At 46.1% G+C, this 26,066-nt stretch carries 30 protein-coding genes and 1 other RNA gene; 7 read left to right on the top strand and 24 right to left on the bottom strand.

What is annotated here, in order from left to right; all coding sequences use genetic code 11:
* Position 1: 1 nt before the first annotated feature.
* From ACXAD6_RS09345 to ACXAD6_RS09390, 10 genes are all read right to left on the bottom strand, one after another.
* Positions 2-220, bottom strand: coding sequence for a YozE family protein (locus ACXAD6_RS09345; RefSeq protein ID WP_474968641.1), 219 nt, complete (start codon positions 218-220; stop codon positions 2-4).
* Positions 221-330: 110 nt separating this feature from the next.
* Positions 331-1,059 carry a twin-arginine translocase subunit TatC gene (tatC, locus tag ACXAD6_RS09350; RefSeq protein ID WP_474970393.1) on the bottom strand — a complete coding sequence of 243 codons (729 nt, stop codon included), beginning with the start codon at positions 1,057-1,059 and terminating at the stop codon, positions 331-333.
* 110 nt (positions 1,060-1,169) lie between these two features.
* Positions 1,170-1,358 carry a twin-arginine translocase TatA/TatE family subunit gene (gene tatA, locus ACXAD6_RS09355; protein ID WP_027954362.1) on the bottom strand — a complete coding sequence of 63 codons (189 nt, stop codon included), beginning with the start codon at positions 1,356-1,358 and terminating at the stop codon, positions 1,170-1,172.
* A gap of 30 nt (positions 1,359-1,388) precedes the next feature.
* A complete protein-coding gene (locus tag ACXAD6_RS09360; protein ID WP_084163020.1) occupies positions 1,389-1,565 on the bottom strand; it encodes a twin-arginine translocase TatA/TatE family subunit in 177 nt (58 codons plus the stop codon).
* An 89-nt stretch (positions 1,566-1,654) separates the two neighbouring features.
* The gene (gene mobA, locus ACXAD6_RS09365) at positions 1,655-2,269 is read right to left on the bottom strand and encodes a molybdenum cofactor guanylyltransferase (RefSeq protein WP_474968642.1); all 615 of its coding nucleotides are present in this window, start codon (positions 2,267-2,269) and stop codon (positions 1,655-1,657) included.
* Positions 2,266-2,763, bottom strand: coding sequence for a dihydrofolate reductase (locus ACXAD6_RS09370; protein ID WP_474968643.1), 498 nt, complete (start codon positions 2,761-2,763; stop codon positions 2,266-2,268). The genes mobA and ACXAD6_RS09370 overlap by 4 nt, the downstream gene beginning before the upstream one ends.
* A gap of 22 nt (positions 2,764-2,785) precedes the next feature.
* Positions 2,786-3,745, bottom strand: coding sequence for a thymidylate synthase (locus ACXAD6_RS09375; RefSeq protein ID WP_474968644.1), 960 nt, complete (start codon positions 3,743-3,745; stop codon positions 2,786-2,788).
* Complete coding sequence (locus ACXAD6_RS09380; protein ID WP_474968645.1) at positions 3,735-4,358, bottom strand: HD domain-containing protein; 624 nt, start codon at positions 4,356-4,358, stop codon at positions 3,735-3,737. Before ACXAD6_RS09380 ends, ACXAD6_RS09375 begins: the two co-directional genes overlap by 11 nt.
* 8 nt (positions 4,359-4,366) lie before the next feature.
* Entirely contained in the window at positions 4,367-5,221 is an 855-nt protein-coding gene (locus tag ACXAD6_RS09385; protein WP_474968646.1) for a DUF72 domain-containing protein, read from the bottom strand.
* 50 nt (positions 5,222-5,271) lie between these two features.
* On the bottom strand, positions 5,272-6,942 hold the full coding sequence (locus ACXAD6_RS09390) for a formate--tetrahydrofolate ligase (protein WP_474968647.1): 1,671 nt from the start codon (positions 6,940-6,942) through the stop codon (positions 5,272-5,274).
* Between the two features lie 329 nt (positions 6,943-7,271).
* Between ACXAD6_RS09390 and ACXAD6_RS09395 the strand changes: the two genes are divergently transcribed.
* From ACXAD6_RS09395 to ACXAD6_RS09405, 3 genes are all read left to right on the top strand, one after another.
* Positions 7,272-7,472 (top strand): cold-shock protein, encoded by a 201-nt coding sequence (locus ACXAD6_RS09395; protein ID WP_474968648.1) that lies wholly within the window; start codon positions 7,272-7,274, stop codon positions 7,470-7,472.
* Between the two features lie 151 nt (positions 7,473-7,623).
* Positions 7,624-8,301 (top strand): queuosine precursor transporter, encoded by a 678-nt coding sequence (locus ACXAD6_RS09400; RefSeq protein WP_474968649.1) that lies wholly within the window; start codon positions 7,624-7,626, stop codon positions 8,299-8,301.
* A gap of 11 nt (positions 8,302-8,312) precedes the next feature.
* Positions 8,313-8,723, top strand: coding sequence for a ribonuclease HI family protein (locus ACXAD6_RS09405; protein ID WP_474968650.1), 411 nt, complete (start codon positions 8,313-8,315; stop codon positions 8,721-8,723).
* An 11-nt stretch (positions 8,724-8,734) separates the two neighbouring features.
* Here the strand turns inward: ACXAD6_RS09405 and ACXAD6_RS09410 are convergent, their stop codons facing one another.
* From ACXAD6_RS09410 to ACXAD6_RS09430, 5 genes are all read right to left on the bottom strand, one after another.
* Positions 8,735-9,016, bottom strand: a complete 282-nt coding sequence (locus ACXAD6_RS09410; RefSeq protein WP_474968651.1) for a DUF6123 family protein — start codon at positions 9,014-9,016, stop codon at positions 8,735-8,737.
* Positions 9,017-9,188: 172 nt separating this feature from the next.
* Positions 9,189-9,338, bottom strand: coding sequence for a hypothetical protein (locus tag ACXAD6_RS09415; protein WP_474968652.1), 150 nt, complete (start codon positions 9,336-9,338; stop codon positions 9,189-9,191).
* Between the two features lie 81 nt (positions 9,339-9,419).
* Positions 9,420-9,929, bottom strand: coding sequence for an isoprenylcysteine carboxyl methyltransferase family protein (locus ACXAD6_RS09420; protein WP_474968653.1), 510 nt, complete (start codon positions 9,927-9,929; stop codon positions 9,420-9,422).
* On the bottom strand, positions 9,930-11,009 hold the full coding sequence (locus tag ACXAD6_RS09425) for a type III polyketide synthase (RefSeq protein ID WP_474968654.1): 1,080 nt from the start codon (positions 11,007-11,009) through the stop codon (positions 9,930-9,932).
* A gap of 168 nt (positions 11,010-11,177) precedes the next feature.
* Complete coding sequence (locus ACXAD6_RS09430; RefSeq protein ID WP_474968655.1) at positions 11,178-11,945, bottom strand: SDR family NAD(P)-dependent oxidoreductase; 768 nt, start codon at positions 11,943-11,945, stop codon at positions 11,178-11,180.
* A 120-nt stretch (positions 11,946-12,065) separates the two neighbouring features.
* On the opposite strand from ACXAD6_RS09430, the gene ACXAD6_RS09435 reads away from it, so the two are divergent.
* A complete protein-coding gene (locus ACXAD6_RS09435; RefSeq protein ID WP_474968656.1) occupies positions 12,066-12,614 on the top strand; it encodes a hypothetical protein in 549 nt (182 codons plus the stop codon).
* Between the two features lie 41 nt (positions 12,615-12,655).
* Here ACXAD6_RS09435 and ACXAD6_RS09440 read toward each other — a convergent pair whose 3' ends face one another.
* The 7 genes from ACXAD6_RS09440 to ACXAD6_RS09470 form a co-directional block, all read right to left on the bottom strand.
* Positions 12,656-14,155, bottom strand: coding sequence for a carboxypeptidase M32 (locus tag ACXAD6_RS09440; RefSeq protein WP_474968657.1), 1,500 nt, complete (start codon positions 14,153-14,155; stop codon positions 12,656-12,658).
* Positions 14,156-14,277: 122 nt separating this feature from the next.
* Positions 14,278-15,432 (bottom strand): THUMP domain-containing class I SAM-dependent RNA methyltransferase, encoded by a 1,155-nt coding sequence (locus ACXAD6_RS09445; protein WP_474968658.1) that lies wholly within the window; start codon positions 15,430-15,432, stop codon positions 14,278-14,280.
* 110 nt (positions 15,433-15,542) lie between these two features.
* Positions 15,543-15,920, bottom strand: an RNA gene (rnpB, locus tag ACXAD6_RS09450) — RNase P RNA component class B.
* A 94-nt stretch (positions 15,921-16,014) separates the two neighbouring features.
* Entirely contained in the window at positions 16,015-16,326 is a 312-nt protein-coding gene (gene gpsB / locus ACXAD6_RS09455; RefSeq protein ID WP_281658065.1) for a cell division regulator GpsB, read from the bottom strand.
* 80 nt (positions 16,327-16,406) lie between these two features.
* Positions 16,407-16,973: an SLOG family protein gene (locus ACXAD6_RS09460; protein ID WP_474968659.1), complete on the bottom strand. Its 567-nt coding sequence runs from the start codon at positions 16,971-16,973 to the stop codon at positions 16,407-16,409.
* A gap of 94 nt (positions 16,974-17,067) precedes the next feature.
* Complete coding sequence (locus ACXAD6_RS09465) at positions 17,068-17,628, bottom strand: CotD family spore coat protein (protein WP_474968660.1); 561 nt, start codon at positions 17,626-17,628, stop codon at positions 17,068-17,070.
* A 253-nt stretch (positions 17,629-17,881) separates the two neighbouring features.
* Complete coding sequence (locus tag ACXAD6_RS09470) at positions 17,882-18,283, bottom strand: cytidine deaminase (protein ID WP_027954381.1); 402 nt, start codon at positions 18,281-18,283, stop codon at positions 17,882-17,884.
* A gap of 167 nt (positions 18,284-18,450) precedes the next feature.
* Here ACXAD6_RS09470 and ACXAD6_RS09475 point away from each other — a divergent pair, with 167 nt between their 5' ends.
* Positions 18,451-21,516, top strand: a complete 3,066-nt coding sequence (locus ACXAD6_RS09475) for an efflux RND transporter permease subunit (protein ID WP_474968661.1) — start codon at positions 18,451-18,453, stop codon at positions 21,514-21,516.
* Positions 21,517-21,563: 47 nt separating this feature from the next.
* On the opposite strand, the gene ACXAD6_RS09480 is transcribed toward ACXAD6_RS09475, so the two are convergent.
* Both ACXAD6_RS09480 and ACXAD6_RS09485 read right to left on the bottom strand, forming a co-directional pair.
* Positions 21,564-21,926: a DUF1798 family protein gene (locus ACXAD6_RS09480; protein WP_474968662.1), complete on the bottom strand. Its 363-nt coding sequence runs from the start codon at positions 21,924-21,926 to the stop codon at positions 21,564-21,566.
* A 53-nt stretch (positions 21,927-21,979) separates the two neighbouring features.
* A complete protein-coding gene (locus tag ACXAD6_RS09485) occupies positions 21,980-22,246 on the bottom strand; it encodes a hypothetical protein (protein ID WP_474968663.1) in 267 nt (88 codons plus the stop codon).
* A gap of 491 nt (positions 22,247-22,737) precedes the next feature.
* On the opposite strand from ACXAD6_RS09485, the gene recU reads away from it, so the two are divergent.
* Both recU and ACXAD6_RS09495 read left to right on the top strand, forming a co-directional pair.
* Positions 22,738-23,328, top strand: a complete 591-nt coding sequence (gene recU / locus ACXAD6_RS09490) for a Holliday junction resolvase RecU (RefSeq protein WP_474968664.1) — start codon at positions 22,738-22,740, stop codon at positions 23,326-23,328.
* A 17-nt stretch (positions 23,329-23,345) separates the two neighbouring features.
* The gene (locus ACXAD6_RS09495; protein WP_474968665.1) at positions 23,346-26,033 is read left to right on the top strand and encodes a PBP1A family penicillin-binding protein; all 2,688 of its coding nucleotides are present in this window, start codon (positions 23,346-23,348) and stop codon (positions 26,031-26,033) included.
* Positions 26,034-26,066 lie beyond the last annotated feature (33 nt).

Below are 26,066 nucleotides of genomic sequence, written 5' to 3' on the forward strand. Positions count from 1 at the left end.
CTCATTCTTCTACTTTTTCATATTCATCATAAAGCCGGTCAAAAAGGCTGAGAGCCCCTGCAAAAGGAGCATTCCACTCCAAATAGCGGCTGATTTCATCATAGGAGACCGACTGTTTGGGAAAGCTGTGATCTTTGAACATCCACTCAGCCAGCTGCTTCTCCTCATCCATTTTTTTGTTTCCGCGGTAACGCATCATATAATGATAAAAAGATTTCATACAAATCCTCCTGTCTCTCTTTCTATAGTTTTATCACGAATAAAAGAAGCCGGCAAAAAATTCAAGCCGGTCTTCCTTGAAGAAAAAAGATCCCCGGCCGGGGATCTTTCCTATTCTTCGATATCCGATTCCATAAATTCTCTGTGCTTTTCAAGCTTTTTCCGATAAACCATCCGCGATAAAACGATACTGATTTCATATAAAATAATTAAAGGCACGGCCACGACCAGCTGCAGAATGAAATCCGGCGGAGATATAATCGTGCCGATAATGACCAGCACAAAGTAGGCATACTTTCTGATCTTCACGAGCAGGACAGGGTTAACAATACCCAGGCTGGTTAAGAACATGACGATGACCGGAATTTCAAATAACACCGCAAATGGAATCGTCACCCGGAATAAAAATCGGAAATATCGTTCCACTGTATAAATCTCATTGAACATCCCATTGTTCAGCGACAGCAGAAATGGAAGGATCAACTCTACGAAAACGAGATACCCGAACGTCAGCCCTCCCAGAAACAAGATGAAGATGGCTGGTATGTAGGAAAGAGATGCCTTCCGTTCCTTAGGGGTCAACGCAGGTTTAATAAACAGCCACAGCTGCAGAGACAGAACAGGAAGAGTTCCGACAACGGCAACCAGTGTGGCGAATGTAAAGATGATCCAGATGATTTCACCTGGACTGGTCATGTTCAGTTCAAAGGGTAGATCTTTGATGAAGAAGTATTGAATTTGATCTACGTAGAAGAAGCCGGCAATAAAAAAGGCGGCAAAAAAGACGAGCGTCCAGATTACGCGTTTCCGTAATTCACTTAAATGGTCGGTTATGTTCATTTCGATATCTTGAGATATATTTTCGTCGGACAAATCATTCACCTCCAGGCTTCCTCCAGCCTGACAAAAAGGAAGATGCAAGGGGAAACCCTTACATCTCCCTTATTCATTTAGTCTGTCTTTTTCTTTTCAGTTTTCCCATTGTCCTCATCGGACATGATATCGCCGGTCGCTTTTTTGAATTCCTTCAGAGAGCTTCCAAAGGCCTTGCCGATTTCAGGAAGCTTGGAAGGGCCGAAGACGACCAGAGCGATGATCAAAATCAGAATCAGCCCGGGTACTCCAATACTTGATAACATGGAAATCACTCCGTTTATGCAGGGTGGTGGTTATTTTTCGGTCTTCTTTTCCTCTGAATCACTAGTCAGATCGCGGGCCGAATTCTTGAATTCCTTTAATGTCTCTCCGGCAGCCTTTCCGATTTCAGGAAGTTTCTTTGGACCAAATATCACCAAAGCAATCGTCAGAATTAAGATCAACCCCGGAATACCAATACTTGAGAGCATATCCTCACCGCCTTTTTCTCAAAACGACTAGTCCTTGACCCGGAACCGTCGTTGATGCTTGGAAAAATTCTCTTGATAGCCTTATCATATCATTCATGACGGGGGTTTGTCTCTATCCCTTCGTCTTTTTTCAACCATTCCTCCGCCTTTCTATAATCGGACGGTGTATTCATGTTGAAGAAATGCTTGTCCAGGACATTTAGAGGGATGGGAGAAAAATCGTTGATGTCCTTCGTTCGGATCCCGGCCAGGAATTCTCCTACTTTTCTTCCACCCTGCTGTATGAATGTGTCCAGGGTATGTACCGTCCGTTTGTGATACAAACCGGATAATGGATGTCTGCGGCCGTTATGGCAGGGAATCACCGCGTCCGTTTGGGAATCCGCATACGTTAGCAGATGGCGGTAAACCTCCGCGGAAAGAAAGGGCGTATCACAGGCCGTAACGGCTATCCACTCCGCTTCCGCATGGTTCATGACAGCATGGATACCCCCGAGCGGCCCCGTCTGCTCAAAATGTTCCGGAACTGTCGGATAGACCGGGTGTGCATCGTGTTGATTAATGATCAAATGCGGCGTCAATACAGCAAGGCGGGACAAAATTCTTTCCAGCACCGATGTGCGGCCGAGCCGCAAAGAACTTTTATCCATACCCATCCTCGTCGATCCCCCTTCATTCAGAACAGCTCCGCATACGGGCTTCATGAAATCCGCTTCCGGTCGTAGGTTCGGAAGTAATAGTCATAAGGGTTTTTCTCGTCCTTCATGCCTTTCGTTTCGGAGGATAACGTCCACTGATCATAATTGAATGGCGGGAAATAGGTGTCGCCTTCGAATTCAGCGTCAATATAAGTGAGATACATACGGTCGGCATAAGGAAGCATTTTCTCGAATAATACACTGCCTCCGATGACGAACCATTCCTTATCGGGCTGCTCCTGCTCCAGTTTCAGAATCTCATCCGTGGAGTGTATGACGGTACAGCCTTCCCTGTCATAGGATTCGTTTGATGTCAAAACAATATGCTTTCGTTCAGGAAGCGGACGGCCGAAGGATTCGAAGGTTTTTCTTCCCATGATGATGGTTTTCCCCCAGGTCATATCCTTAAAGAATTTAAAATCGTTGGGGATATGCCAGGGAAGGTCGTTATCTTTTCCGATTAGTTGATGACGATCCATCGCAAAAATAAATGAAATCACAGTCTCACAGCCTTTCTATGGTTTACACCGCTACCGGTGCTTTTATTCCCGGATGAGGGTCATAGTCTTCGATTGTAATATCCTTCATCTCAAAGTCGAAAAGACTTGAGATTTCACTGTTCAGGTGAAGCTTCGGCAGCCTTCGGGGTTCTCTGCTGAGCTGTCGTTGAATCTGGTCTATGTGATTGGTGTAAATATGGGCATCTCCAAGCGTATGAATGAACTCTCCGACCTCGAGGCCGCATTCGTGGGCGATTAAGTGTGTCAAGAGGGCGTAACTGGCGATGTTAAAAGGCACACCCAGGAAGATATCGCCGCTCCGCTGATAAAGCTGGCAGGAAAGCTTACCATCCGCTACGTAAAATTGGAACATGGCATGACACGGAGGCAGTGCCATATTGGAAGGAACGTCCTCCGGGTTCCATGCCGTTACGATATGGCGGCGGGAATCAGGGTTGGATTTGATGCTTTCCACCACATTTTTCAATTGATCGATGCTGCCGTCCCTGCTCGTCTTCCATTCCCTCCACTGCTTTCCATAAACAGAACCAAGCTCACCGTAGGTATCAGCGAACGTATCATGGGTAAGGATTTTCTCCTTAAAACGATTCATCTGATCTTCATAAACCTTTTGGAATTCCGGATCCTGCTGACTCCTGCGGCCGAAGTCCGTCATATCCGGCCCGTGGTAGTCCTCACTTTCCACCCAGGTTTTGAACGCCCATTCATTCCAAATATTGTTATTGTGCTGCAGAAGATATTTAATGTTTGTATCTCCTTTAATAAACCAGAGCAGCTCACTCGCAATCAGACGGAACGGCACCCGTTTGGTCGTTAAAAGAGGGAAACCTTTTTCTAAATCAAAGCGCATCTGATGGCCGAACACAGAATATGTACCTGTCCCTGTCCTGTCGGATTTTTCACTGCCTTCTTCCAATACGAGCCGGCACAAATCAAGATAGGCCTGTTCGTTATTTGTCATGATGATGAACCTCCTCATTGGTGATGAAAATATCATTTTGCATTTCTTCAAGGAATTGTACCATAAATGAATGGCGCCTGGAGGCCTCATTTCTGCCTGTTTCCGTATTCATTAGAGAGACCAGTTTCAGTAACTTTTCCTCAAAATGACTGAACGAATCGCGGGATCCATCTTCTGAATACAACGGCTGTCCATGTGCTCCACCATAAGCAAACGTGCGTGCGATACCAATGGCACCTATCGCATCCAGCCGGTCAGCATCCTGGACGATTTTTCCTGTCCACGTTTGAGGGATACGTCCTTTTGAAAACGACACATCACGGATTGATGCATCCAGTTCTTCTACCTCCCTGTGGGTCAGGGACAGGGAAAGAAGAAACGAATCTCTTTCTTTCAACGCCTGTTCAGGATGTTTTGTCAGCTTCCGGTCTCCAATATCGTGGAGCCAGCCGGCCGCTTCACACATAAAGGGGTCCCCCTTCTCCTTCCTGGCAATCGCAGCCGACCAGAAGGCGACCCGTTTCATATGCTCGTAATCATGGCCGGTCGCATCCCCTGAAAACTGCGAGGCCGTATAGGTCCGGATTCTTTCCAACATCTCTGTCTTCTTCATAGAACCTCCTAAAAATTGAATAAATCCATCTGTCTTGGATTTAAATCGTTGTAATGGATGTTCAGCATTTCCTGAAACTGTTTGGCATTGTCTGCGGCATCCCCGCCGGAATTATTGTTGAATAGGAGCGTAACCTCAGGGGTCTCCTGTTCGAGCTCCCGGGCCCGCTCCGCCCATTCGGCAAGCTCATCATGGCTGTACCGGTAAAGAAAACGGACTTTACGCCAGTCTTTCCGGCCATTTTTGTTCCATCCGTGTGTATTCCGTCCATGAAAACGCACGAGCGTCTTATTGGGATGGGTCGGCACAAGAATACGGGGAACGGACCCTTCTCCTGCCTGTGGTTCATCACAGATGCTGTGAATCCACTGCTGGTCCTTCATAAAGGAAAGCGTCTGTTCTCTGTACTCCTCCTGAAACCACGTTCGGTTCCGGAATTCAAGAGCGATCGGATACGGCTCCAGCCACTCCCGTATATACCTCAATTTGCGGATGTGCTCTTTTCTTACATCAAACCACGGAGGGAACTGAAACAGCAGGGCGTTTACTTTTCCAGCTTCCCATACCGGCTGGACCGATTCCTCATAACGGAGCATAAGATCTCTCGCTTCTTGAACGGACCTGGATTCCCTGTCATGTCCTGTCAGCTGGTTGAATGCTTTAATAACAAAAGAGAATGAGTCCGGTGTCTCTTTCAGCCACTTTTCGTAGCGGGACAGGGGCTGGATCGCATAAAAAGCTGTATCCACTTCCACTACAGGGAAATGGGAAGCATATTCGGAAAGCTTGTTTTCTGAACGCGTTTTCTCTGAATAGAGAGAGGCGTGATCGCCCCACCCGGTAAGTCCAATATTGATCGTCATCGATGTCCCTCCTCTTTGTATAACAGCGTCCACAGGAAGATGATCAAAGATTAGAACAATCCTTTTACAACTCCGGACGCATCAACATCCATCTGGAGAGCTGCCGGATTTTTAGGCAGCCCCGGCATCGTCATGACATCTCCCGTCAAAGCTACCAGGAATCCAGCACCGATGGAAGGATATAAATCTCTCACTGCAATCGTGAAATTTTCCGGACGTCCAAGCTTCGATGGATCATCGGAAAGAGAGTACTGGGTTTTGGCCATACAAATCGGCAGATGGTTGAAGCCCAGGTTGGTCATCTGGCGTATTTGTTTTTCAGCTTTGGATGAGAATTCAACGCCCGAGGCTCCATAAATCCTGCGGGCAATTTTTTCTATTTTCTGCTCTATGGCATCTTCGAGCTCATACGTGTAGGCAAGCGGCTGATGTTTTTGGTCTGCTGCAGCTATGACTTTTTCAGCAAGATCCAATCCACCGCTGCCGCCTTTCTCATGAACCTGGACAAGAGAAACGGACGCACCCTCCTGCCTACACCACGCTGTCAAGGCAGCGATCTCTGCTTTAGTATCTGTCGGAAACTCATTGACAGCAATCACATAAGGGACTTGGAACTGCTCTATCGTTTCCATATGTTTTTTTAAATTGGCAGCCCCTTCCATTAAGGCGGCTGTATTTTCGTTGTGAAGCTCTTTTTTGTCCACTCCTCCATGCATCTTCAAGGCACGGATCGTTGCCACAATCACAACGGCATCAGGTTCAAATCCGCCTGCACGTGTTTTGATATCAAGGAATTTCTCTGCACCCAGGTCTGCTCCAAACCCGGCTTCTGTTACGGCGTAATCGCCGAGTTTCGCAGCCATCTTCGTAGCCTTGACACTGTTGCATCCGTGCGCAATATTGGCAAACGGCCCCCCGTGTATGATTGCCGGAGTATTCTCCAAAGTCTGAACCAGATTGGGTTTAGCAGCATCCTTCAATAGGAGAGTAAGAGCGCCTTCATAACCGAGTTCCTGAACGGTTACAGGTTTTCTGTCATACGTATACCCGATGACCATGCGGGCCAGGCGTTCTTTTAAATCCTGAAGATCTGAAGCCAGACAAAGAACAGCCATAATCTCAGAGGCGACGGAAATCATAAACCCATCTTCCCGCGGTACACCTTTGACAGGCCCTCCCAGTCCTACGACGACTTCTCTTAAGGCCCGGTCGTTCAAATCCACCACCCGCTTCCATGAAACACGACGAGGGTCGATATTCAGCTCGTTCCCCTGGTGTATGTGATTATCTATAAAAGCCGAGAGGGCATTATTCGCAGAAGTAATCGCATGAATATCTCCTGTAAAGTGCAGGTTAATTTCCTCCATAGGGACCACTTGGGAATACCCACCACCGGCGGCTCCGCCTTTCAATCCCATTGTCGGCCCAAGGGAAGGTTCCCTCAAGGCGATGACCGCCTTTTTGTTCAGCTTGTTCAAAGCCTGCCCAAGCCCCACAGTAACCGTGGACTTCCCTTCACCGGCAGGCGTCGGGTTAATGGAGGTTGTGAGGATGATTTTCCCGGATGACCGGCCTTCCAGCTTTTGTTCAAGTTTGTCAGACAGCTTTGCCTTGTAATGTCCGTAAGGTTCCCAGTCCTCTTCGGAGAGATTCAATCCGGCTGCTATGTCCTTGATAGGTTTCATTTGTGCTTCAAGGGCTATATCAATGTCTTTCTTCATATGTATCATCCTTTCTATTTTCCACCTCTATTGTACCTTACACCGCTTGATAGTTATAGTCATCCACTCTTGCGGACCCTCCCAACATGTATCCGTTTCCTTATCTTCATTTAAAAGGTTTTTTGAAGAAAAAAGTATAGTCTGAATGTTGACGCTTTTTTTCTCATAAGATATATTTGTAGTAAGCAAATATCACGATCGGAAAGATAAATGACTGGTAAAGCCCATAGGAGTGACCGGAATTTATGTTCCGCACTTGTATGGTTTTTTTATTTCGGTCTGTATTTGTAATTCCCACGTTTGACGTGCAAGATTTAGGAGGAAACAACATGCAGAATGGTACAGTAAAATGGTTTAACGCTGAAAAAGGCTACGGCTTCATCCAGGTAGAGGGCGGCAACGATGTATTCGTCCACTTCTCTGCGATTCAGGAGGAAGGCTTCAAATCCCTTGAAGAGGGACAGGCCGTAACATTTGAAATCGTTGAAGGCGACCGTGGTCCACAGGCGGCCAACGTTGTAAAAGCATAAATCTCCAAAAAAAGCAGTCTCTTTTGAGATTGCTTTTTTTCATTTGCCGTTATCCTTGCATTCCTGCCTGTTCCGTCGTATAATTTAGCGCTGTTGTACGCATACGCGGTTCGGGAACTCCCGCGTTACCAAAACTAGGAGGAATAACAGCATGAATAACGAAATGATATGGCTGATTTTTGCAATCATAAACTTCATACTTCTGCTTGGTGTGTACCGGATATTCGGTAGAACCGGCTTGTTTGTCTGGATCGGTATGGCTACAGTGGTGGCCAACATCCAGGTCGTGAAAACCATTGAGTTGTTCGGTCTACAGGCGACACTTGGAAACATCGTCTATGGAACAGCCTTTTTAGCTACAGACATATTAAATGAAAAATACGGAAAGAAAGAAGCTGGAAAAGCGGTTTGGCTCGGATTCAGTTCTCTGCTTGCCATGACTATCCTTATGCAGGGGGCTCTCCTGTTCACGCCAGGATCCAATGATATCGCCCACCCCGCACTGGAAACATTGTTCGGTATTGTTCCGAGAGTAGCAGCCGGAAGTCTGGCCGCCTATCTGGTGAGTCAATATTTTGATGTGTGGCTCTACGCCCGGCTGAAGAAACGGTTTGCAGATGATAAATTTTTATGGATCCGCAACAACGGAAGCACCATGATCAGCCAGCTTCTGGACACAGCGGTTTTCTGCTTCATCGCCTTTTACGGCGTTTATCCATTTGACATATGGCTGGAAATATTCCTGACCACCTACATCATTAAATTTATAGTATCCGCTTTGGATACCCCATTCTTTTATATAGCAAAAAAATTTCCACGCTCTGAGTGAGGAGGGCCTTCATGATTGAAATATACACCGATGCTGCCTGCAGCGGCGATCCGGGTCTGAGCGCCGCGGGGATTGTGATCAAAACCAACAATCAAACCGAAGAACACCAGTGCTTTCTTGGGACATGGACCAATCATGAAGCGGAATTCCTTGCGGTCAGCCGCGCTCTGGAATTGTGCCGGTCGTATTACCCGGGTGAGATCATTTCCATCCGGTCTGATTCAAAAATCGCTGTCGATACACTGGATCGGAAATATACGAAAAACAAAAAGTTCCTTCCTTTATTCGAGCACATTCAGGAGCTGGAACAGTCCTTTTCCTTTGTATTTTATAAATGGATCCCAGATAAACAAAACCGGCATGCAGACAAGCTCGCCCGCGAATGCCTGTTGAAACACGCACAAAACCCAGATCAATACTGATCTGGGTTTTGTTATGACTTCTTTAAAGCCAGCTTCTGCTCCACCACTTCATAGGCCCGGCGCTTGTTTGTAATCGATGCGTCTGCAATAAGTTCCAGCACACTGATAAAGAAGCTGGCGTCAAAGGACTGCTGTGCTTTCAGTGTCGTCCGGACGGCAATAATGGTTTTCCATTCAGCTGCATTCGTCGAATTTTTACCAAAGTAAATAAACTGTACATCCTCATCACTCAGTTTAAAGCCTCTGCTCCATAGATCCTCAAGAAAATAAGCCAAGTCATGTTTTCGATTCATAGGACGCTCCTTCGTGCATAGATCGTTGAAACCTTCACGTTCGCGAAAGAGTGCAAAGCCACTCTTTCTGTCCGTCCCCATTATAGCATCTTTATTCGACAAATTTCTTCTCTCTCTGCTTCTTTTTCAAAAATAAAGCCAGGTCCCAGGGCCTGGCGGAGATGGATGTTTCCTATTTTTTTCTCGTTTCCTCGAGGGATACACGTTTTTGTAATTTCAATCGGTCGATGGCAGGAGCAGCCCCGACATGAGCTGTTATATAGACCATAAGCACACTGTACACTATCATCACAGCAAGAAGAAGCAGAACCATCATCTGCACACCTTTCTAATTGAAAATGATTTTCATTTCTATTTAGAAATTATAGCAGAGCTTCGGCAGGTCCGCAACGGAAAATCCCTCCTATACCCGCTCCTTCAGCGCTTTTTCTTCTTCCGGGATCCGGACCGTTAAAACCATGAGATGAAGAAAAGGAAAAACAAGGGCAGTCGCATAAGCATGAAACAATACAGGAATCACCAGCAGCTCAAAAAATACAATCACATAATTAGGATGCTTCATATATTTATATAATCCACGGCTGATCGGTTTTTCCTCAGGAAGAACGAGAATCCTTGTGTTCCACCTTTTGCCAAGCGTAGAAATGCACCATATTCTCATCCCTTGGAGAACTATAAAAAGAAAAACGGCGGGATAGAAGATTGGTTGAAACACAAAAGTAGTAAACGTGTATTCTGCTATGATGGACAGAAAAAACAGGGCATGCAGAAGGATGAACAGATAATAGTGATTACTTCCCCATTCTTTCGCACCTTGAGAAAGCATCCATTTCCGATTTCTTGCTGCCAGAATAAGTTCACCCAAGCGCTGAAAAATAATCAGCGAAAAGATCAGCCACAACAGCATCTCCATCTATACCCACTCCAAACTGATAATTTCTGAACTAAAGCCAGGCCCGAGAGATGTCATCAACGAACGCGTGCCCGTTTCAGGCCGCTGATCCATGATATGCTCCAGGACAAAATGGACGGTTGGTGAGGACATGTTTCCATGCTGCGCCAATACGTGTTTGGAGGAAATCAGCACAGAATCCTCCAGATGGAGAACTTCCTTATACGCCTCCAGTACTTTCTTCCCTCCGGGGTGAGCGACGATAAATGGAAGCCCGCTGACATCCCATTGGTGTTCATTCAATACTTCACGTACATGGACACTCCAGAAATCCTTCACTAACCGTGGAATACTTTTTTTGAATATCACTTCAAAGCCATTGTCCACAACACGCCATCCCATTACATCTTCACTATTCCGTTTTGTTTTGGAGCTGGCACTAATTATCGAAGGAACCGCTTCTTGAACCTGATTGTTCATTTTCCATGTATCACCTGAAACAAGCACGGCAGAAGCACCGTCTCCGAATAATGCTGTTCCTACAAAGTTGCTTGTTGTTGCATCATCCAATTGAAATGTCAAACTGCAGAGCTCCACACAAACCACCAGCACGCAGCTATCCGGATGTCCCAGCAGCCATTCATAAGCTTTTGCTACTCCACTCGTTCCACCTGCACAGCCAAGACCAAAAAGCGGGGTTCGTTTCACACTTTCTTTAAGATGCAGTTCATTCATTATGTAGGCATCGAGGGTTGGAGTGGCAATTCCTGTTGATGAGACAAAAATGACGTGATCGATGGTTCCATAGTCAAAATCTCCTCCAAACACCTTTCCTACACAATTTTTCACTGCTTTTAAACTGTACTGGAGAGCTTTATCGACGTACAAGTCATTTCTTTCCTTTAATCCGTGCTGTTTTTTATACCAATCCAATGGCTGCGCAAACTGTCGTTCATGTACTTCCGCATGTTCAAAGATGGGAAGCAGTCGTTTCATTTCGTGAGGTTTCATGGGAAACAGTTCTTTTACGAGATGCTGGACATCTGTTTGAGGACAGGGATATTCTGCACGGGCCGTTCCTGCAGCAATAATGTAAGGCATTGTCATCCTCCTTTTTCTTACTATGTGTAAAAAAAGGAGATTTATGTTTGTATCGAATTCTTCTTATTGATGGTTTTTTCTTTTTACAGTTCGGAGTTGCTACTAAGTTTTAAGTTAGAGTTATAAAGCATAGATTGCGCCATGGATGATGGCTGTTTTGTTCGGTTTTTAGAAACCGTAAATGGTCATGCCTCCATCTACAAGGAGCGTCTGTCCTGTCATATAATTGCCGGCATCTGAAGCAAGAAATACGGCTGCGCCGCTGAGTTCTTCCAGCTTCCCTATCCTGTTTAACGGCGTCCGTGCGAGAATTTCTTTCACATACTCCTCATCCTGAAGCAGCTTCTCTGTCAGGGAGGTTGGAAAATACCAAGGCCCGATTGCGTTCACATTGATGTTGTGCTTCCCCCATTCAAGGGCAAGATTCTTAGTCATCTGAATGAGTGCACTTTTCGTCATGGCATAAACCACACCAGTACGAAGAGCGGTGTGCCCTCCCACAGAAGAGATGTTAATAATCTTACCTGCCCTGTTATCCATCATGATCCGTCCGGCATATTGAGAAAGAAAGAAGGCGCTTTTCATATTGGTATTGATGATCTGGTCCCATTCCGATTCGGAGACGGAGGCAGCTTCACTCCGGATATTCATGCCGGCGTTATTCACCCAGATGTCAATGGGTCGCCCCTGCCTTATGTTCTCGACTTTTTCAATGATAAGGTCATAATGATTAATGTCTTCTACTATTGGAAAAGCCCGCTGCCCCAGTTCCTCTACGTCATCCTTCACTTGGTCAAGCTCCCGGCTGTTTCTGGCAATGATGATGACGTCTGCACCGGATTCAGCAAAGGCCAGTGTAATGGCCCTTCCGATCCCTTTCGTTCCTCCCGTGACAACAGCTAAGCGGTGATCCAGTCTGAAATTTGGCAGATACATAGGTTATCCTCCTGTTTATTCGATGAATTTTCAGTATATTGTAACATTTTTGCTAATTCTTTACATTTTCCTCCTGCTTTTTTACAATAAACGTTGTAACTACATAAGGGGGTCATAACTTTGAAAAAATGGTTGATTGCTCTCGGTGTAACTTCGGCATTGATAACAGCCGGTTGCAGCGGAGACACAGAAGAAAGCAGTGATTCAGAAGGACAAAACGAAGAAACGGCTGAAACTGAAGAAGATAACAGCCAGGATCTTAAACAATCACTGATGGATGCCCAGATGGAATTGACCGATACATTTAAACCGCACCAGCAGAAAATTTCCGCCTATCAAGCAGCGGCTGCTGAGGAAGAGCCGGATACAGAAACCATTACATCAGCAGGCGAAGAAGCGAAAACAGCTGCTGGTGAAGCAGCGGCTGCTGCTTCAGACTACACAATAGAAACCGAACTTCCTGATGAAACGAAAACAAAAATCCAGGAAGCCATGCCTTCTCTTCAGGCCTACTACGAGGAAGTAGAAAAAGCATTGGATGAAAACATAGAAGAAGCCGACTTCTCAGCTGCCGATGAAAAAGCAGCGGAATTCAATGAGCAGTTTGGTCAGATTCTAAAAGATGCAGGCTTCCCAGCTGCCCCGGATTTAATTGGTGAAATGTCATAATGATAAGATACCCAGCTGCATGCAGCTGGGTATCTTTTTAATTACTTGGATAACTTATAGATGTTCTGGTATTTTTCAGTGACGTACGTAATGAGGTAATCGGGGTTCAACCCTTCTCCTGTCACATCCTGGATAATTTCAAGCGGCTTCTTCATTTTTCCATACTTGTGAATGTTCACCGTCAACCACTCCTGAATCGGTTTGAAATTCCCTTTTTCCATACATTCATCCACATCAATATCTTTCCTCATCGCCGCGTTTATCTGGGCTGCGTACATATAGCCGAGAGCGTAGGAAGGAAAGTAACCGAAATCTCCCCCTGACCAGTGGATATCCTGCAGCACTCCCTCACCGTCGTTGGAAGGGATGATGCCAAGGTAGTCCTCCATCTTCCTATTCCATAACTCAGGAAGATCCTTCACTTCAATTTCCCCGCCGATCAAGGCTTTCTCCAGCTCATAGCGGACCATAATATGAAGGCAGTAGGTCAGCTCATCCGCTTCAATCCGTATGAATGACGGCTTCACTTCATTTACAGCTTTATAAAAGTCACTTAAAGGAAGCTCCTTAAAGCTTTCGGGTGCATAGTTCTTGAAGACAGGGTAATGGTTTTTCCAGAAGCTTTCACTTCTTGCGATAAAGTTCTCCCAGAAAAGGGACTGGGATTCATGGATTCCCATGCTTGTCCCATCCGCCAGAGGAGTGAAGGCCAAGTCTTTTGAAATGTTCTGCTCATACAAAGCGTGCCCCCCTTCATGAATGGTCCCGAATACAGCGGTCCGAAAATCTTTCTCATCATATTTCGTCGTTACCCGCACATCCTTCTGGTTCAATCCGATTGCAAATGGATGGATGGTTTCATCCAGACGTCCCGCCTCAAAATCATAGCCCATCCGCTTCAAAATCTCCTCACTGAAGGCTGCCTGCTGATCTTTAGGAAAATGTCCCTCCAGAACCGATGGGTCGGGTTTATTATCAGAAGCTTGAATATCAGAAAGCAGACCTGTCAACGCTTCTCTTACCTTAGGAAAAACCTCATCAAGAATCCGGACGGTCATGCCAGGCTCATAACTGTGCAGGAGCGCGTCATATTTATGCTCTTCATATCCCCAATATTCAGCAAAGCGTCGCTTATAGTCCACCAGTTCTTCTAAATAGGGCTGGAATAAGGCAAAGTCATTGTTGTCCTTTGCTTCCGCCCAGACCGCTTCCGCCCGGCTCTGCAGTGTCACGTATTCCCTGTATTCTTCTGCCGGGATTTTCACCGTGCGAAGGTACGTTTCTTCCGCTTCCTCGACTGCTCTCTCCATCAGCCGACTGGATGTCCGCCCCTTCAATTCACTGATCATCGTTTTCATATGATCAGAGGTCTGGATTTCATGCACTTTGGAAGAAAGGACTCCAATCACCTCTGAACGTCCTTCTATCCCTTTTTTCGGTGCTTTCGTCCGCATATCCCAGGCCATTAACCCAATAGCTTCTTCATAGGACGCCTGTTCCTTCAGCAGAGCCTGAAATTCCTTCTCTGTATGACTGCTCACTATACCCTCTCCTTTTTACATCATCGTTATGTAGCTGCCTTTTCATTATAGCAGTCTTTCTCTTTACACACAGGAATAGAAAAAGACCGCCCGGTCATCCGGACGGTCTTCTCCTTCACTCTTTAAAACTCTTTGGCTGTCTGTTTTTTCTTCTTCCCGAAATATTGATAATAGTCCGTCTTGATATATCCATTGAAGAGCTTCCTCTTCTTTGTAGCGGACTGGCCGTACAGCTTTTCGAATCCTTCGTGGGACGTCAGGATGTAAACGCTCCATGATGGATAATCACGCATGATCGTACCAAGATCTCTGTACATCTGCTCCACTTCTTCACGGTCACCGATCCGCTCCCCGTAAGGTGGGTTGGATACAATATATCCCCCATCATGCTTCGGCTTCAAATCATTCATCTGCATCTGCTTCCACGACACAAGCTCACCAAGTCCCGCTTCCATCGCATTTTTTCTGGCGATTTCAATCATTTTCGGATCAAGGTCTGACCCTGTAATGTCGAGAGGCTGATCATAATCGGCGGCATCCTCCGCTTCCTGAAAGGCATCATCCCAGGCTTTTTGAGGAATGAATCCCCAGCCTTCCGATGCAAATTCGCGATTAAACCCTGGTGCAATATTCTGCCCGATCAAAGCGGCTTCGATCGCGATGGTTCCAGAACCGCAGAAAGGATCGACAAACGGCTTGTCCGGATGCCAGTTCGTAATCTGAACGAGTGCTGCGGCCATTGTCTCCTTCAACGGGGCTTCCCCCTGTCCCACTCTATATCCGCGCTTATGGAGACCTGAACCGGATGTATCGATTGTAAGAAGGGCTTCATCTTTATGAATGGCCACTTCCACTCTGTAAAAGGAGCCGGTTTCCTTCAGCCACGAGGCCACTCCATGCTTTTTCTTCAACCGTTCCACAATCGCTTTTTTAACAATCGCCTGACAATCCGGAACACTGTACAGTTTCGATTTAACCGATTTTCCTACAACGGGGAATTCACCGTCTTCTTCAATGAACGTTTCCCATGGCAGGGCTTTCGTTTCTTCAAACAATTGATCAAAGCTTGTCGCTTTGAACCGGCCGACCAGCAGTTTAACCCGGTCTGCTGTCCGAAGCCACAAATTCGTACGCGGAATGGCTGACACATCGGCTTTGAAAAGGACACGTCCATTTTCCACTTCCACATCCTCATACCCGAGCGCTTTCACTTCTTTACTGACGATTGACTCCAGGCCCATCGCCGCTGTCGCAATTAACGTTACTTTTCCCGCCATATTTTCTCCCTGCCTTTCCATTTACATATGAAAGTCAAAATAAAAACCCTTCTAAAAAGCATAGGGCTTTCCAGAAGGGTAGCTTATACATAATGAACGACCTTTGAATACTCTGTAAGCCATGTTCTGTTCCATCGTACTGCCAGCGGTGGTCAGCCTCGTACTCCGGTGGCAATCATCTATCTGCCGTAAAACGGCCTTTTCTCCGGTTCGTTTCCCTTCAAAAAGTGCCCCTACCTAAATTTGGGTTGCTCGCTCGCGGGGTTTACCTCGTTCCACCCGGCATATTTCTATACCGGCTCCGTCACTGTGGCACTTTCAAGGTAGTCATTCCCTATCCTTAGACGTAGGAATTTTCCCTGCCGTAAGTTCAAAAGAACTCCCCTGACTTATGATTTCGTCAGGCACGAACACTACAGACATCTCAGTACTGTGCGAGCATGGACTTTCCTCTGCACAGTCAAGCTGCGCAGCGATTACCCGAGTATTCAAATGTATGTTGTCATCTGTTTCATTTACGCTTTAATGAAGCACTGATAGAGTATACCAGAATCCTTCGCTTTTGTCATGTGGATTTTTTTGTCATTCTTCGGCGTATTTGTTTCCGAACACAGCTTTTTCCAGATTGGAGACCCGCTTCAGAATGTCGTAATTGACCTGCGGTGTGCTGCCTGTGTTCTGCTTCTGCCTGGAAGCCGTCTCTCTTGAGGACATTTTCTTCAAACGTTCATTTTCGTGTTGGAGGCGTTCAATCTCCTGCTGGAAGCGGTCATAGTCCTGAATAATTAAGTCCAGATACTCATCCACTTCTTCCTGGTTGTACCCCCGCATGGATGTTTTAAAGTCTTTTTCCAGTATATCCTTACCTGTCAAATGATACTCTTCTAAGTTCATTCTTTTCACCTCTGTTCCACACATTACCTACATTTTTTCAAATGGAGACCCAATTGTCAATTTCATTTTTGTATAAAAAATCACTGACTCCAAAAATCCGGATCAGCCATCCGCATTTCCTCAACGGTTTCCTCCAAATCAAACGGGGTAATATATAGAATCTGATAATTTCCTTTTTCCACAGCTTTTTCCGCCATATTTAGAAAGAAGCGTGGACTGCCCTCGGTCTCTTCATTATATAAAACGAGGCAGGCATCCGAGTGTTCAATAAGAAACTGATCTCTGGCCTTGAACTGATACGGTCCTTCATACCCCTTATTATAAACAGGTTGGAAAAAATCAGCCGTCATCGTAACTTCCTCATAAATCATCTGCAGATCTTCCGGCCAGCGCTCCTGCTGGTTCTCAAAAGGAGGAATGATGCCGAGGTTGACCGCATAATCTTCATCCTTCAGGTCAAGAACGACTTCAGCGGTCCAGAGTTCCACACCCATCTGCCCGGAAACAAGCACCCATTCAAGACCTTCATCGATATATGTAATCAGACGCCTTTTGATGGTTTCCTTTATAAAGGAGACTTTATCATCCTGTTGTTTGAATATCCCTATTTCCATAGGTTTGTAACCGGTAACCACTAACGTTCTCACAGACGCACCGCCTTTCATTTGTTCCTTGATTTCTCTATTTTACCCATGTTTAAGACAAAAAGAAAATAAGCCACTGGTGTGGTGGCTTATTGATTTACTCTCCGAATCCCGGACCCATCATCGGCATCTGGCCGCTCATCCCAGGCATCTGCCCCTGGTTCATCATCGGCATCTGGCCGTTCATTCCAGGCATCTGACCTTGATTCATCATCGGCATCTGGCCGTTCATCCCAGGCATCTGGCCTTGGTTCATCATCGGCATCTGGCCGTTCATTCCGTTCATTCCCGGCATCTGGTTCATTGGCATTTGTCCGTTCATATCTGCCATTTCGCCTTCTTCCATATCTCCCATAGGGCCCGCACCCTGCTGGTTCATGTTTTCCATCCAATTATAGTCTGGAGAAGACCCTTGAGGGTAGGCAAATTCCTGCGTTTGGAAATTGTTTTGTTCGGAAACCATGTATGGGAAGTAATGGTTATTGTTCAACAAGTGGTTATTTCTTACGAGAATGTGTGTCGGGTGAATGTAATCCTGATTTTCACAGAAAAAATTGTCTACAACACAATGTTGGACCGGACATACAATTGGACAGCGGTTGCTGCACTGTGACATCGGTCCACAGCCGCACGAGTCATGCATTGAATGGTGATGCATTCTCCTTCACTCCTTGTTCTGTTATTCCTTATCAGCGTATGTCATAAACGGGAAGGATGTACTAGGCGAAATCATCATATCTCCCGCTCATTCTGCTTGTACACCAATAATTAGAAAGAAGAACAAGCTTCTTTTGAACGGTAAAAAGCCCACGTAAATCGCTGACTCACATGCCGATATCCAAAGAATGTCAGCGAATACATAAAAGAAAGACTGCCGTAATTTCGACAGTCTTTCTCGTCATTCAAATCCATTACTCTTCCGGAAGATCAGAAGGCGCAAAGGAAAACGGCAGGATTTCATCCATCGTAAATGTTTTGGAATCACCGTTTAAATTGGTTGTATAAATCGCTACTGAGGAATCGAAAAATTCACTCATCACCTGGCGGCAGGATCCACAAGGAGGTACAGGCCTTCCTGTGTCAGCCGCTACAGCAAGAGACTTGAACTTTTTATGTCCATCGGAAATGGCTTTGAATATAGCGACGCGCTCTGCACATAAGGACACCGGATACGCGGCATTTTCAATATTACACCCTGTATACAGGCTGCCGTCTTCTGTAATGAGCGCTGCTCCTACAGGAAATTTGGAATAAGGTGTGTAAGCCGTACCTCTGGCTTCAACGGCATGTTTCATCAATTGTTTTTGTTCCAACGTCATCCCTCCCTATTAGTGGGAAGGTCATTATATATGAATGAAAAACAAAAGTAAAGCGATTTCAATAGAGGAAACCCGGCACATTGAGCAGGTTGATATTTGACACATGTGTCGGAAAAAAGCGTATACTGGAGAAGCACATAAAGAATAAGGGAGGAAAGCACATGAAGACACTATTACAATACAACAAGATTGTATGGGTATTTATTTTACTATTATTGTTTACAGGTATCTTCACGTACCTGCAGCTTCCCAAACGGGAAATTCCTGAAATTAACGTAAACGTCGCTTCCATTTCCACGGTTTACCCTGGAGCCACGCCCCAGGAAGTGGAAAGTACCATTATCAACCCTCTTGAAGAGGAATTATCTTCGCTTGAAGGTGTGGACGAACTCACTTCCGCCTCTACATCAGGTTTCGGGTCTGTAACAGCGTCCCTGGCAGGCGGGGCCTCTGTAGATACGGTGAATTCTCAAATCAGACAAGCCGTATCCGATGTTTCCCGCGGGTTCCCTGATGAGGTTCAGGAACCTGAAGTCAATACAGACACGACTATGTCTGCTGTCGCTTCCTATAACCTGACTGCTGATGAACAGGAAAGTCTGTATGACCTGCGCAGTGACATAAAGGTGTGGGAAGAAAAACTCACCTCCATCACAGGGGTCCAGTCGATTTTGGTCAAAGGGCTGCCGGACGAGCAGTTGACCGTTTCACTAGACAATGAATTCCTCGAGGAAAACCAGCTCACACCTGTGGCTGTCATTCAAAAACTCCAGCAGGAAATCAGTCCTTCCGCTATTGGAACAGAGGAAACCAATGGTGAAATTAAGCAGCTGCTGTTTCAAAAGTACGAAAGTGCAGAGGAACTGGGCGGGTTAAATATAGGCACCAGCCCTGACGGATCCCCTCTTTCCTTATCCGATGCAGGGGAAACGACAATCACAGACAAAGCATTGGAAGATCGTATTATCTATAAAGGAAAGCCGGCTCTTTCTGTAACGATTCTCGCTGAAGAAGGAGTCAACATATCCGCACTGCAGGAACAGATCACCGGACAGGTCAAAGAATTGAGCGGGGATCTGCCTGAAAACATAGAAGTCGAACAATTTTATACCCAAAGTACCGTTATTGAAGAAGTGTTTACGAACTTAATCACTTCCTTTGGAATATCGCTGCTTGCTGTTATCGTAATCATGGTCCTGGGTCTGCCTCTATCATCGGCCGTTCTGGTCGCCCTGGCTATACCTGTTTCCATCATAATCGGCTTGATTCCGCTTCCGTATGTAGGCGTTGACCTTAACCAGATTTCCATCATCGGCATGATCATAGCCATCGGTATACTGGTTGATGACGCCATCGTGGTCAACGATAATATACAACGCAGGTTTCAACTGGGAGACGGTCCTCTTGAAGGTACGGTACGAGGAGTAAGAGAAGTAGGAAAATCCATAGTGACCTCTACATTAATGATCATTTTCAGTTTCTTTCCGCTCATGTTCCTTTCAGGGACTAACGGCGATTTCATTCGAGCGCTTCCTTCTGTATTGATTTTTACAATCACCGCTTCCACCATCATCGCACTCACACTGATTCCAACGGTCCAGTATGCGAGGAAACGGAAAACCAAACAAAAGAAAAAATCTAAAACAGGCTTGCTGGGCGGACTTTTCGACCGGCTTGAGCGTGTCTATGCCGGCCGTCTGCTTCCTAAAACGACGAAACGGCCATGGGTGACGGCTGGATCCGGAATCGTGATCTGCATCCTGCTTGCCCTGCTTGCCGTTAAAATTCCATTTGAATTTTTCCCGGCTGCCGACAGACCTGAAGTGACTATCAATGTGGAAAATCCGAAAGGAACAACGCTTGAGGACACAGAAACAACCCTGCAGGATATGGTACGCTTTATCGAGGATTCGGAGGAACCCGTAACGGAAACAGCCACTTACGCAGGTACAGGCCTTCCGAATCTGTTCAGCTCCGGACTCCAGCAGACTGGAGAAAATACCGGACAGGTGCTCATCCGGGTGGACAGGGAAGAAACAAGCGCTTCCGCTTTTATTAAAAAATGGGAGGAACCGCTTCGCAATGAGTTTCCAGATGCAGAAATATTCCTGGAGACCATCGTATCAGGTCCGCCGCCTTCTCCACCTGTTCAAGTGAAGATTCAAGGCCCGGATATCAATCAGTTGTTTGAAACGGCTGAGCAGGCTGAGCAAGAGTTTTCCTCTATTGAGGAATCCGAAATTGTAACCATCAACGCCGATAAAAATCAGCCGTTTGTTGAATATATCCCTGACAGAGCTCTGCTTGCTGAGAATGGCATTGCCGTTGATACCGTTATATCCCAGCTTCAGCTGGCCAATTCAGGCGCACCGCTGGGTACATTCGACAATGGTGTCACACGCCTGCCTCTCCAAGTCATCCTGGATGATGGCAGCGAAGAAGGAGCAGCTCTTGAAGAACTCCGCGTAGCTGCTTCAAACAGTGAAAACGGGCCGCCTGAAACGTTTACACTGGATGAAGTAGTCTCTGTTGAGGAAACGGAAGGCATCGGAGTCATCCCTCACTTAAACGGAGAACGCACATTAACGATCGAAGCCTATCCACAGGAAGGTTCCGAGGATGAATTTTCCAGTAAAGCTGAAGAAGTGACTGCCTCCATTAAAGAGAACCTGCCTGAAGGTTATTCTCTTGTAGAAACCGGACAGAATGACGCGCAGACGGAATTCTTCATTGAAGTATCCAAGTTATTTGTAATCGTTCTGTTCCTGATCTATTTAACCATTGCCGTTCAATTCAACTCCCTGTTTATGCCGCTGCTGATTACTGGAACGGTATTCCTCGCTGTCACGGGTGCCATTGTAGGACTATTCGTTTCAGGTGAACCACTCAGCTTCCTGGCTGTTCTGGGTATCGTATCCTTGTCCGGCATAGTCGTTCGAAATTCCGTCATTCTGGTGGAATTCATTGAGCAGAATCTCGGCTCCTATGCGACGACAACAGAAGCCGTCATTGAAGCAGGACGTGCTAGAATCCGTCCCATTGTCCTGACTTCCCTGACATCCATCGCTGCATTAACACCGATCATCTTTTCCGGCGATGTCTTATTCAGGCCATTAGCTGTATCGATCGTTTCCGGGCTTGCTTTTTCCACAATACTCACATTACTGCTCGTTCCTTCGTTCTATTTGATTTTCGCAAAAGTGACGAAAAGGGAAAAGCGGGCCTAACAAATAAAACCGGAGCTGACTTCATCAGCTCCGGTTTTATTGTTTTCTTACGATGACCTTTTTTCGATATCACTCAAAATCATATCCAGCACATAATGGGATGACTGATATAATTCCTTGAACCGTTTGCGATCCACATCCAGGTAATAGCTGTGGAGAATGATCATCTCAATATTTTCATGTGTCGATTTCACCTGATTCGGGTGAACGGACGATTCTCTATTTTTCACAAACTGCTCCGCTTCCTCCATCCATTGATGGTTGACCTCGAACATCGGTTTCGTTTTTTCCTTCACATGTTCGAAGAAATCCCGGTTGTTTCTGTCCACAGGTCCATCTGTCTGGAGAAAGCGTTTATGCTGTTGATCGATCAAGGATTTCAATTCCAGTGTATATTCTTTTAACGACATCCTCCCACACCTTTCCTTTCTACTCTATCATGCGGGCAGGGATGGCATCAATTTTATCCGACAGACCTTTTCTTAGCCTGCTGCGCGATTCTTCCCATGTAAGCCTGGCGTTTTTCTTTTTTCATATGCCTCAACTCACCCTGCAGGTTCAAAACCTCTTCCTTTAAATCATCCACTTCTTTCCGGTGGGCGACCGTCATGGAGAAAACAATCTCATCCGCTTTCAAGGACATTCTTCTTTCAAGGAGTGAGAATTTTTCCTGCAGCTGAAAAAGCTGACGCTCAAATTCCTCAGGCGTGACGACAATCGGCTTGGTCATGGGCATCTCCCCCTTTATTGGATACATAACAAATTCTCTTCCCCATGCATATCTCCTTTAGGAATGACAAGACTAGAACTAAAGCAACAAAACAAGTCAAAACCATCATTACCTTCGACATTAAAGGAGGAGTACACATGGCAGGAAAAAAAGATAAGAAGAAGAAAAAACCGGTGAAAGCCGAGACTGACAATCCTAAGCTGGCGGGAGAAAACCGACCGGCCACATAAGGATGATGCTGCTGCTATTTCTTTTAGCAGCAGTTTTTTTATCCTCACAAACGAAAAGGGATTTTCGAAGGACTATATATACAGGTTTAACATGTCTGTTCATAGGGAAATTTCCCTGGTGCTGAATCTTTCTGTGTCGGAATTGTGACAAAATGAAACTTTCCTCTGGTTCAAACGTCTATAAGAATTGAACCATTAGTATATATGCGTGGAGCGTAAATTTTGGTATGATACTCTCATGGCTACAGGGAGGGAAAAACATTGAATTATCCCAACGGGAGACGCAGCCCAAGCCGTCATGCTGCTCCCCAAGGAAAGACAAAACCAGAATTCAGCAACAGAGGAATGACCCTTGAAGAAGACATTAATTTAACGAATGAATATTATCTGCAGGCCGGAACGGCGGTCATCCACAAAAAACCGACACCCGTACAGATCGTTCAGGTGGATTACCCAAAGCGCAGTGCGGCCGTTATTAAGGAAGCTTATTTTAAACAGGCGTCCACGACAGACTATAATGGTGTCTATCGTGGCAGGTACATTGATTTTGAGGCAAAAGAGACGAAGAATAAAACGTCTTTTCCACTCAGTAATGTCCATCAGCATCAGGTGGATCATATGAAAGCCGTGGAAAAACACGGGGGCATCAGCTTTTTCATTATTAAATTCACACCCAGGGATGAGGTCTACCTTCTACCCTCTTCGACGCTGTTCGCCTATTGGGATGATCAGCAGAACGGAGGTCGGAAATCGATCCCCTACAACAGTATTGACAAGGAAGGTTTTCGTATTCCTTTTCGTTACCAGGCCCGGATTGATTACGCCGGGGTTTTGGATAAGCTTTATTTCTGAAATGGAGGATATGTAACATGGCAAACGATAGCCAGTCGCGTACAGCACGACGAAAACAAATGAAATCATCGAAAAAAACTAAAGGAACATCAAAGTTCAAAAAAATCTTTATGACCCTGTTAACTATAGGAATTGTTCTGATGATCGGTGTCGGTGCATTATTTACTTATTATGCTGTTTCCGCCCCCGCTCTGGATGAAGAGAAATTATCCGATCCTTTTTCTTCGAAAGTGTATGACGATGACGGTGAGCTTATTGCTGATCTCGCCGGGGATGAAAGGCGTACAAAAATTACGTACGATGATATTCCTGCGGTCATGGAAGATGCGGTGCTGGCAACGGAAGATGTCCGCTTTTACGATCATATCGGTATTGACTTCCAAAGAATCGGCGGGGCCATTCTAGCCAACATCACAGGCGGATTTGGTGCCGAGGGTGCCAGTACAATTACCCAGCAGGTTGTCAAGGAGTCCTTCCTGACAACAGAAAAAACGATTAAGCGAAAAGTTCAGGAACAGTATCTGGCCATTAAACTCGACCAGGAATATTCCAAGGAAGAAATTCTGGAGATGTACCTGAACAAGATCTATTACGGCGCAGGTGCCTACGGGGTAGCAGAAGCCGCAGAAACGTATTTCGGTAAAAAAGACCTGAATGAACTAACTCTGCCGGAAGCCGCTTTGCTTGCCGGTCTGCCCCAGCGTCCAAGTGGATACATGCCTTTTGAGAACCCGGATCTTGCCAAAGACAGGATGAATACCGTCCTGAGCCTGATGGTCCAGCACGGGAAAATCACAGAAGCCGAGGCTGATGAAGCGAGAAATGTTGAAATTGAGGACATGCTGGTCGAAAGACAACAGGAAGAAGCGACTCCCTACCAGGCCTTCATTGACAAAGTAGCCAAGGAAGTTGAAGAAAAAATGGATGGCGCCGATATTTACAAAGACGGATTGAACATTTATACAACCTTGGACACGGATACACAGGATTATGTCCAGCAGCTCCTCAGCGATGAAGGCGGTATTTCCTGGCCCGACGATGAACTGGAAACCGGTCTTGCTGTAACGGATACCCAGACAGGTGCTGTCAAAGCCATCGGTGGAGGAAGGAACTATCAGAAAGAAGGCTTCAACTTTGCAACAGACATCAACCGTCAGCCCGGCTCCACTTTCAAGCCGATTGCTGCTTACGGGCCGGCGGTTGAATACAATAAAATTTCCACCTATCATCAGCTCAATGATGAACAAACAGACTTTGGTGACTGGTCGCCGAATAACTTTGACAATCAGTTTAGAGGCTGGGTTACTGCCCGCTACGCCTTAAGCCGCTCATTGAACATCCCTACCATTAAACTTCTGCAGGAAGTCGGCGTGGATAAGGCTCAGGACTTTGCCGAAGGACTCGGCGTTGACTTTGGAGAAGAAGGCATGTCCTTGAACGATGCCATTGGAGGAGGATCGACAGGAATGAACCCTCTTCAGATGGCAGGCGCATATGCGGCCTTTGGCAATGAAGGCGTCTACGTGGAGCCTTACACTGTTGAAAGTGTTGAAATTCCCGGGGAAGGTACGATTGACTTAAAACCTGAACCGTCTTCAGCTATGAGCAGTGCCACCGCTTATATGGTATCCAACATGCTGCAGACCACGATGAGTGAAGGTTCAGGTGCGTCCGCCAACGTGCCCAGCCTTCCAGAAGCCGGGAAAACAGGAACCACGAACATTGGAGATGTAGCCAACAACTCATGGTTCAGCGGTTATACGACGAATTATTCCATCTCCATCTGGACAGGGTACGGAGAAGATAACTCCCGTGGACTGTCAGATGCAGCTAGAAATATTCCTAAACAGATATTTAAACCTTTGATGACCCAGATTTCTCAAGGTAAGGATACGGCTGACTTTACGAAACCTGATTCCGTATCCTGGGTGGACGTTGAGGAAGGATCCAATCCCGCCCGCCTTCCGAGTGATTACACCCCGGAAAGCCGGATCGTTACAGAGCTCTTTCATGTAGACAATCAGCCTTCCAAAGTGTCACAGGTATTCCAGAAGCTTGACCCTGTTGAAGGGTTGTCCGGTCAATTCAATGAAGAGTCATCGACGATTGATTTGAACTGGAAATATGGCAGTACTGATGGCGTAACTTTCCGTATCGCTGCATCCATTAACGGCAGTGAAAGCAGACAGCTTACAACGACGAAGGATACCAGCGTGGAAATTACCAGCATCGACCCTGCTGCCACCTATGAATTTTCCGTCGTTGCCATCAGCGATAACGAAGAAGCTGAAAACAGCGATCCTGCCACTGTCCGTGTTCAGACACCTGGTTCTATCGGAGATGAAGAACCGGAAGAAGAACCGGAGGAAACCGAAGAAACCGAAGAAACCGAAGAAAATAGTGATGAAGAACCACCTTCTGAAGAGCAGGAACCAGCAGAAGAAGAAACCGAGGAAGCTGATGAAAACTCCGATGGAGAAGAAGGAAACGGGGAGGAAAGTGAAACCCCTCCTGAAGAAGAACAAGAGAACAATCAAGAGAACGAAAACAACGAGCAGAATAACGAAGATAACAGCAATTCGGATGCTGATAATGGAAATTCCGGAGAAAATTCTGGTGAAGGAGGCGGCTCAGAAGAGCAGCCTCCTCAGGAAGAAAATGATACAGAGCTGCAGCAAAATGAAGAAGATGAAGAAGATGAGTAAAAAATACCCGTACGCTTTTATGCGTACGGGTAT

The organism is Halobacillus sp. ABH2_015, assembly GCF_056158945.1.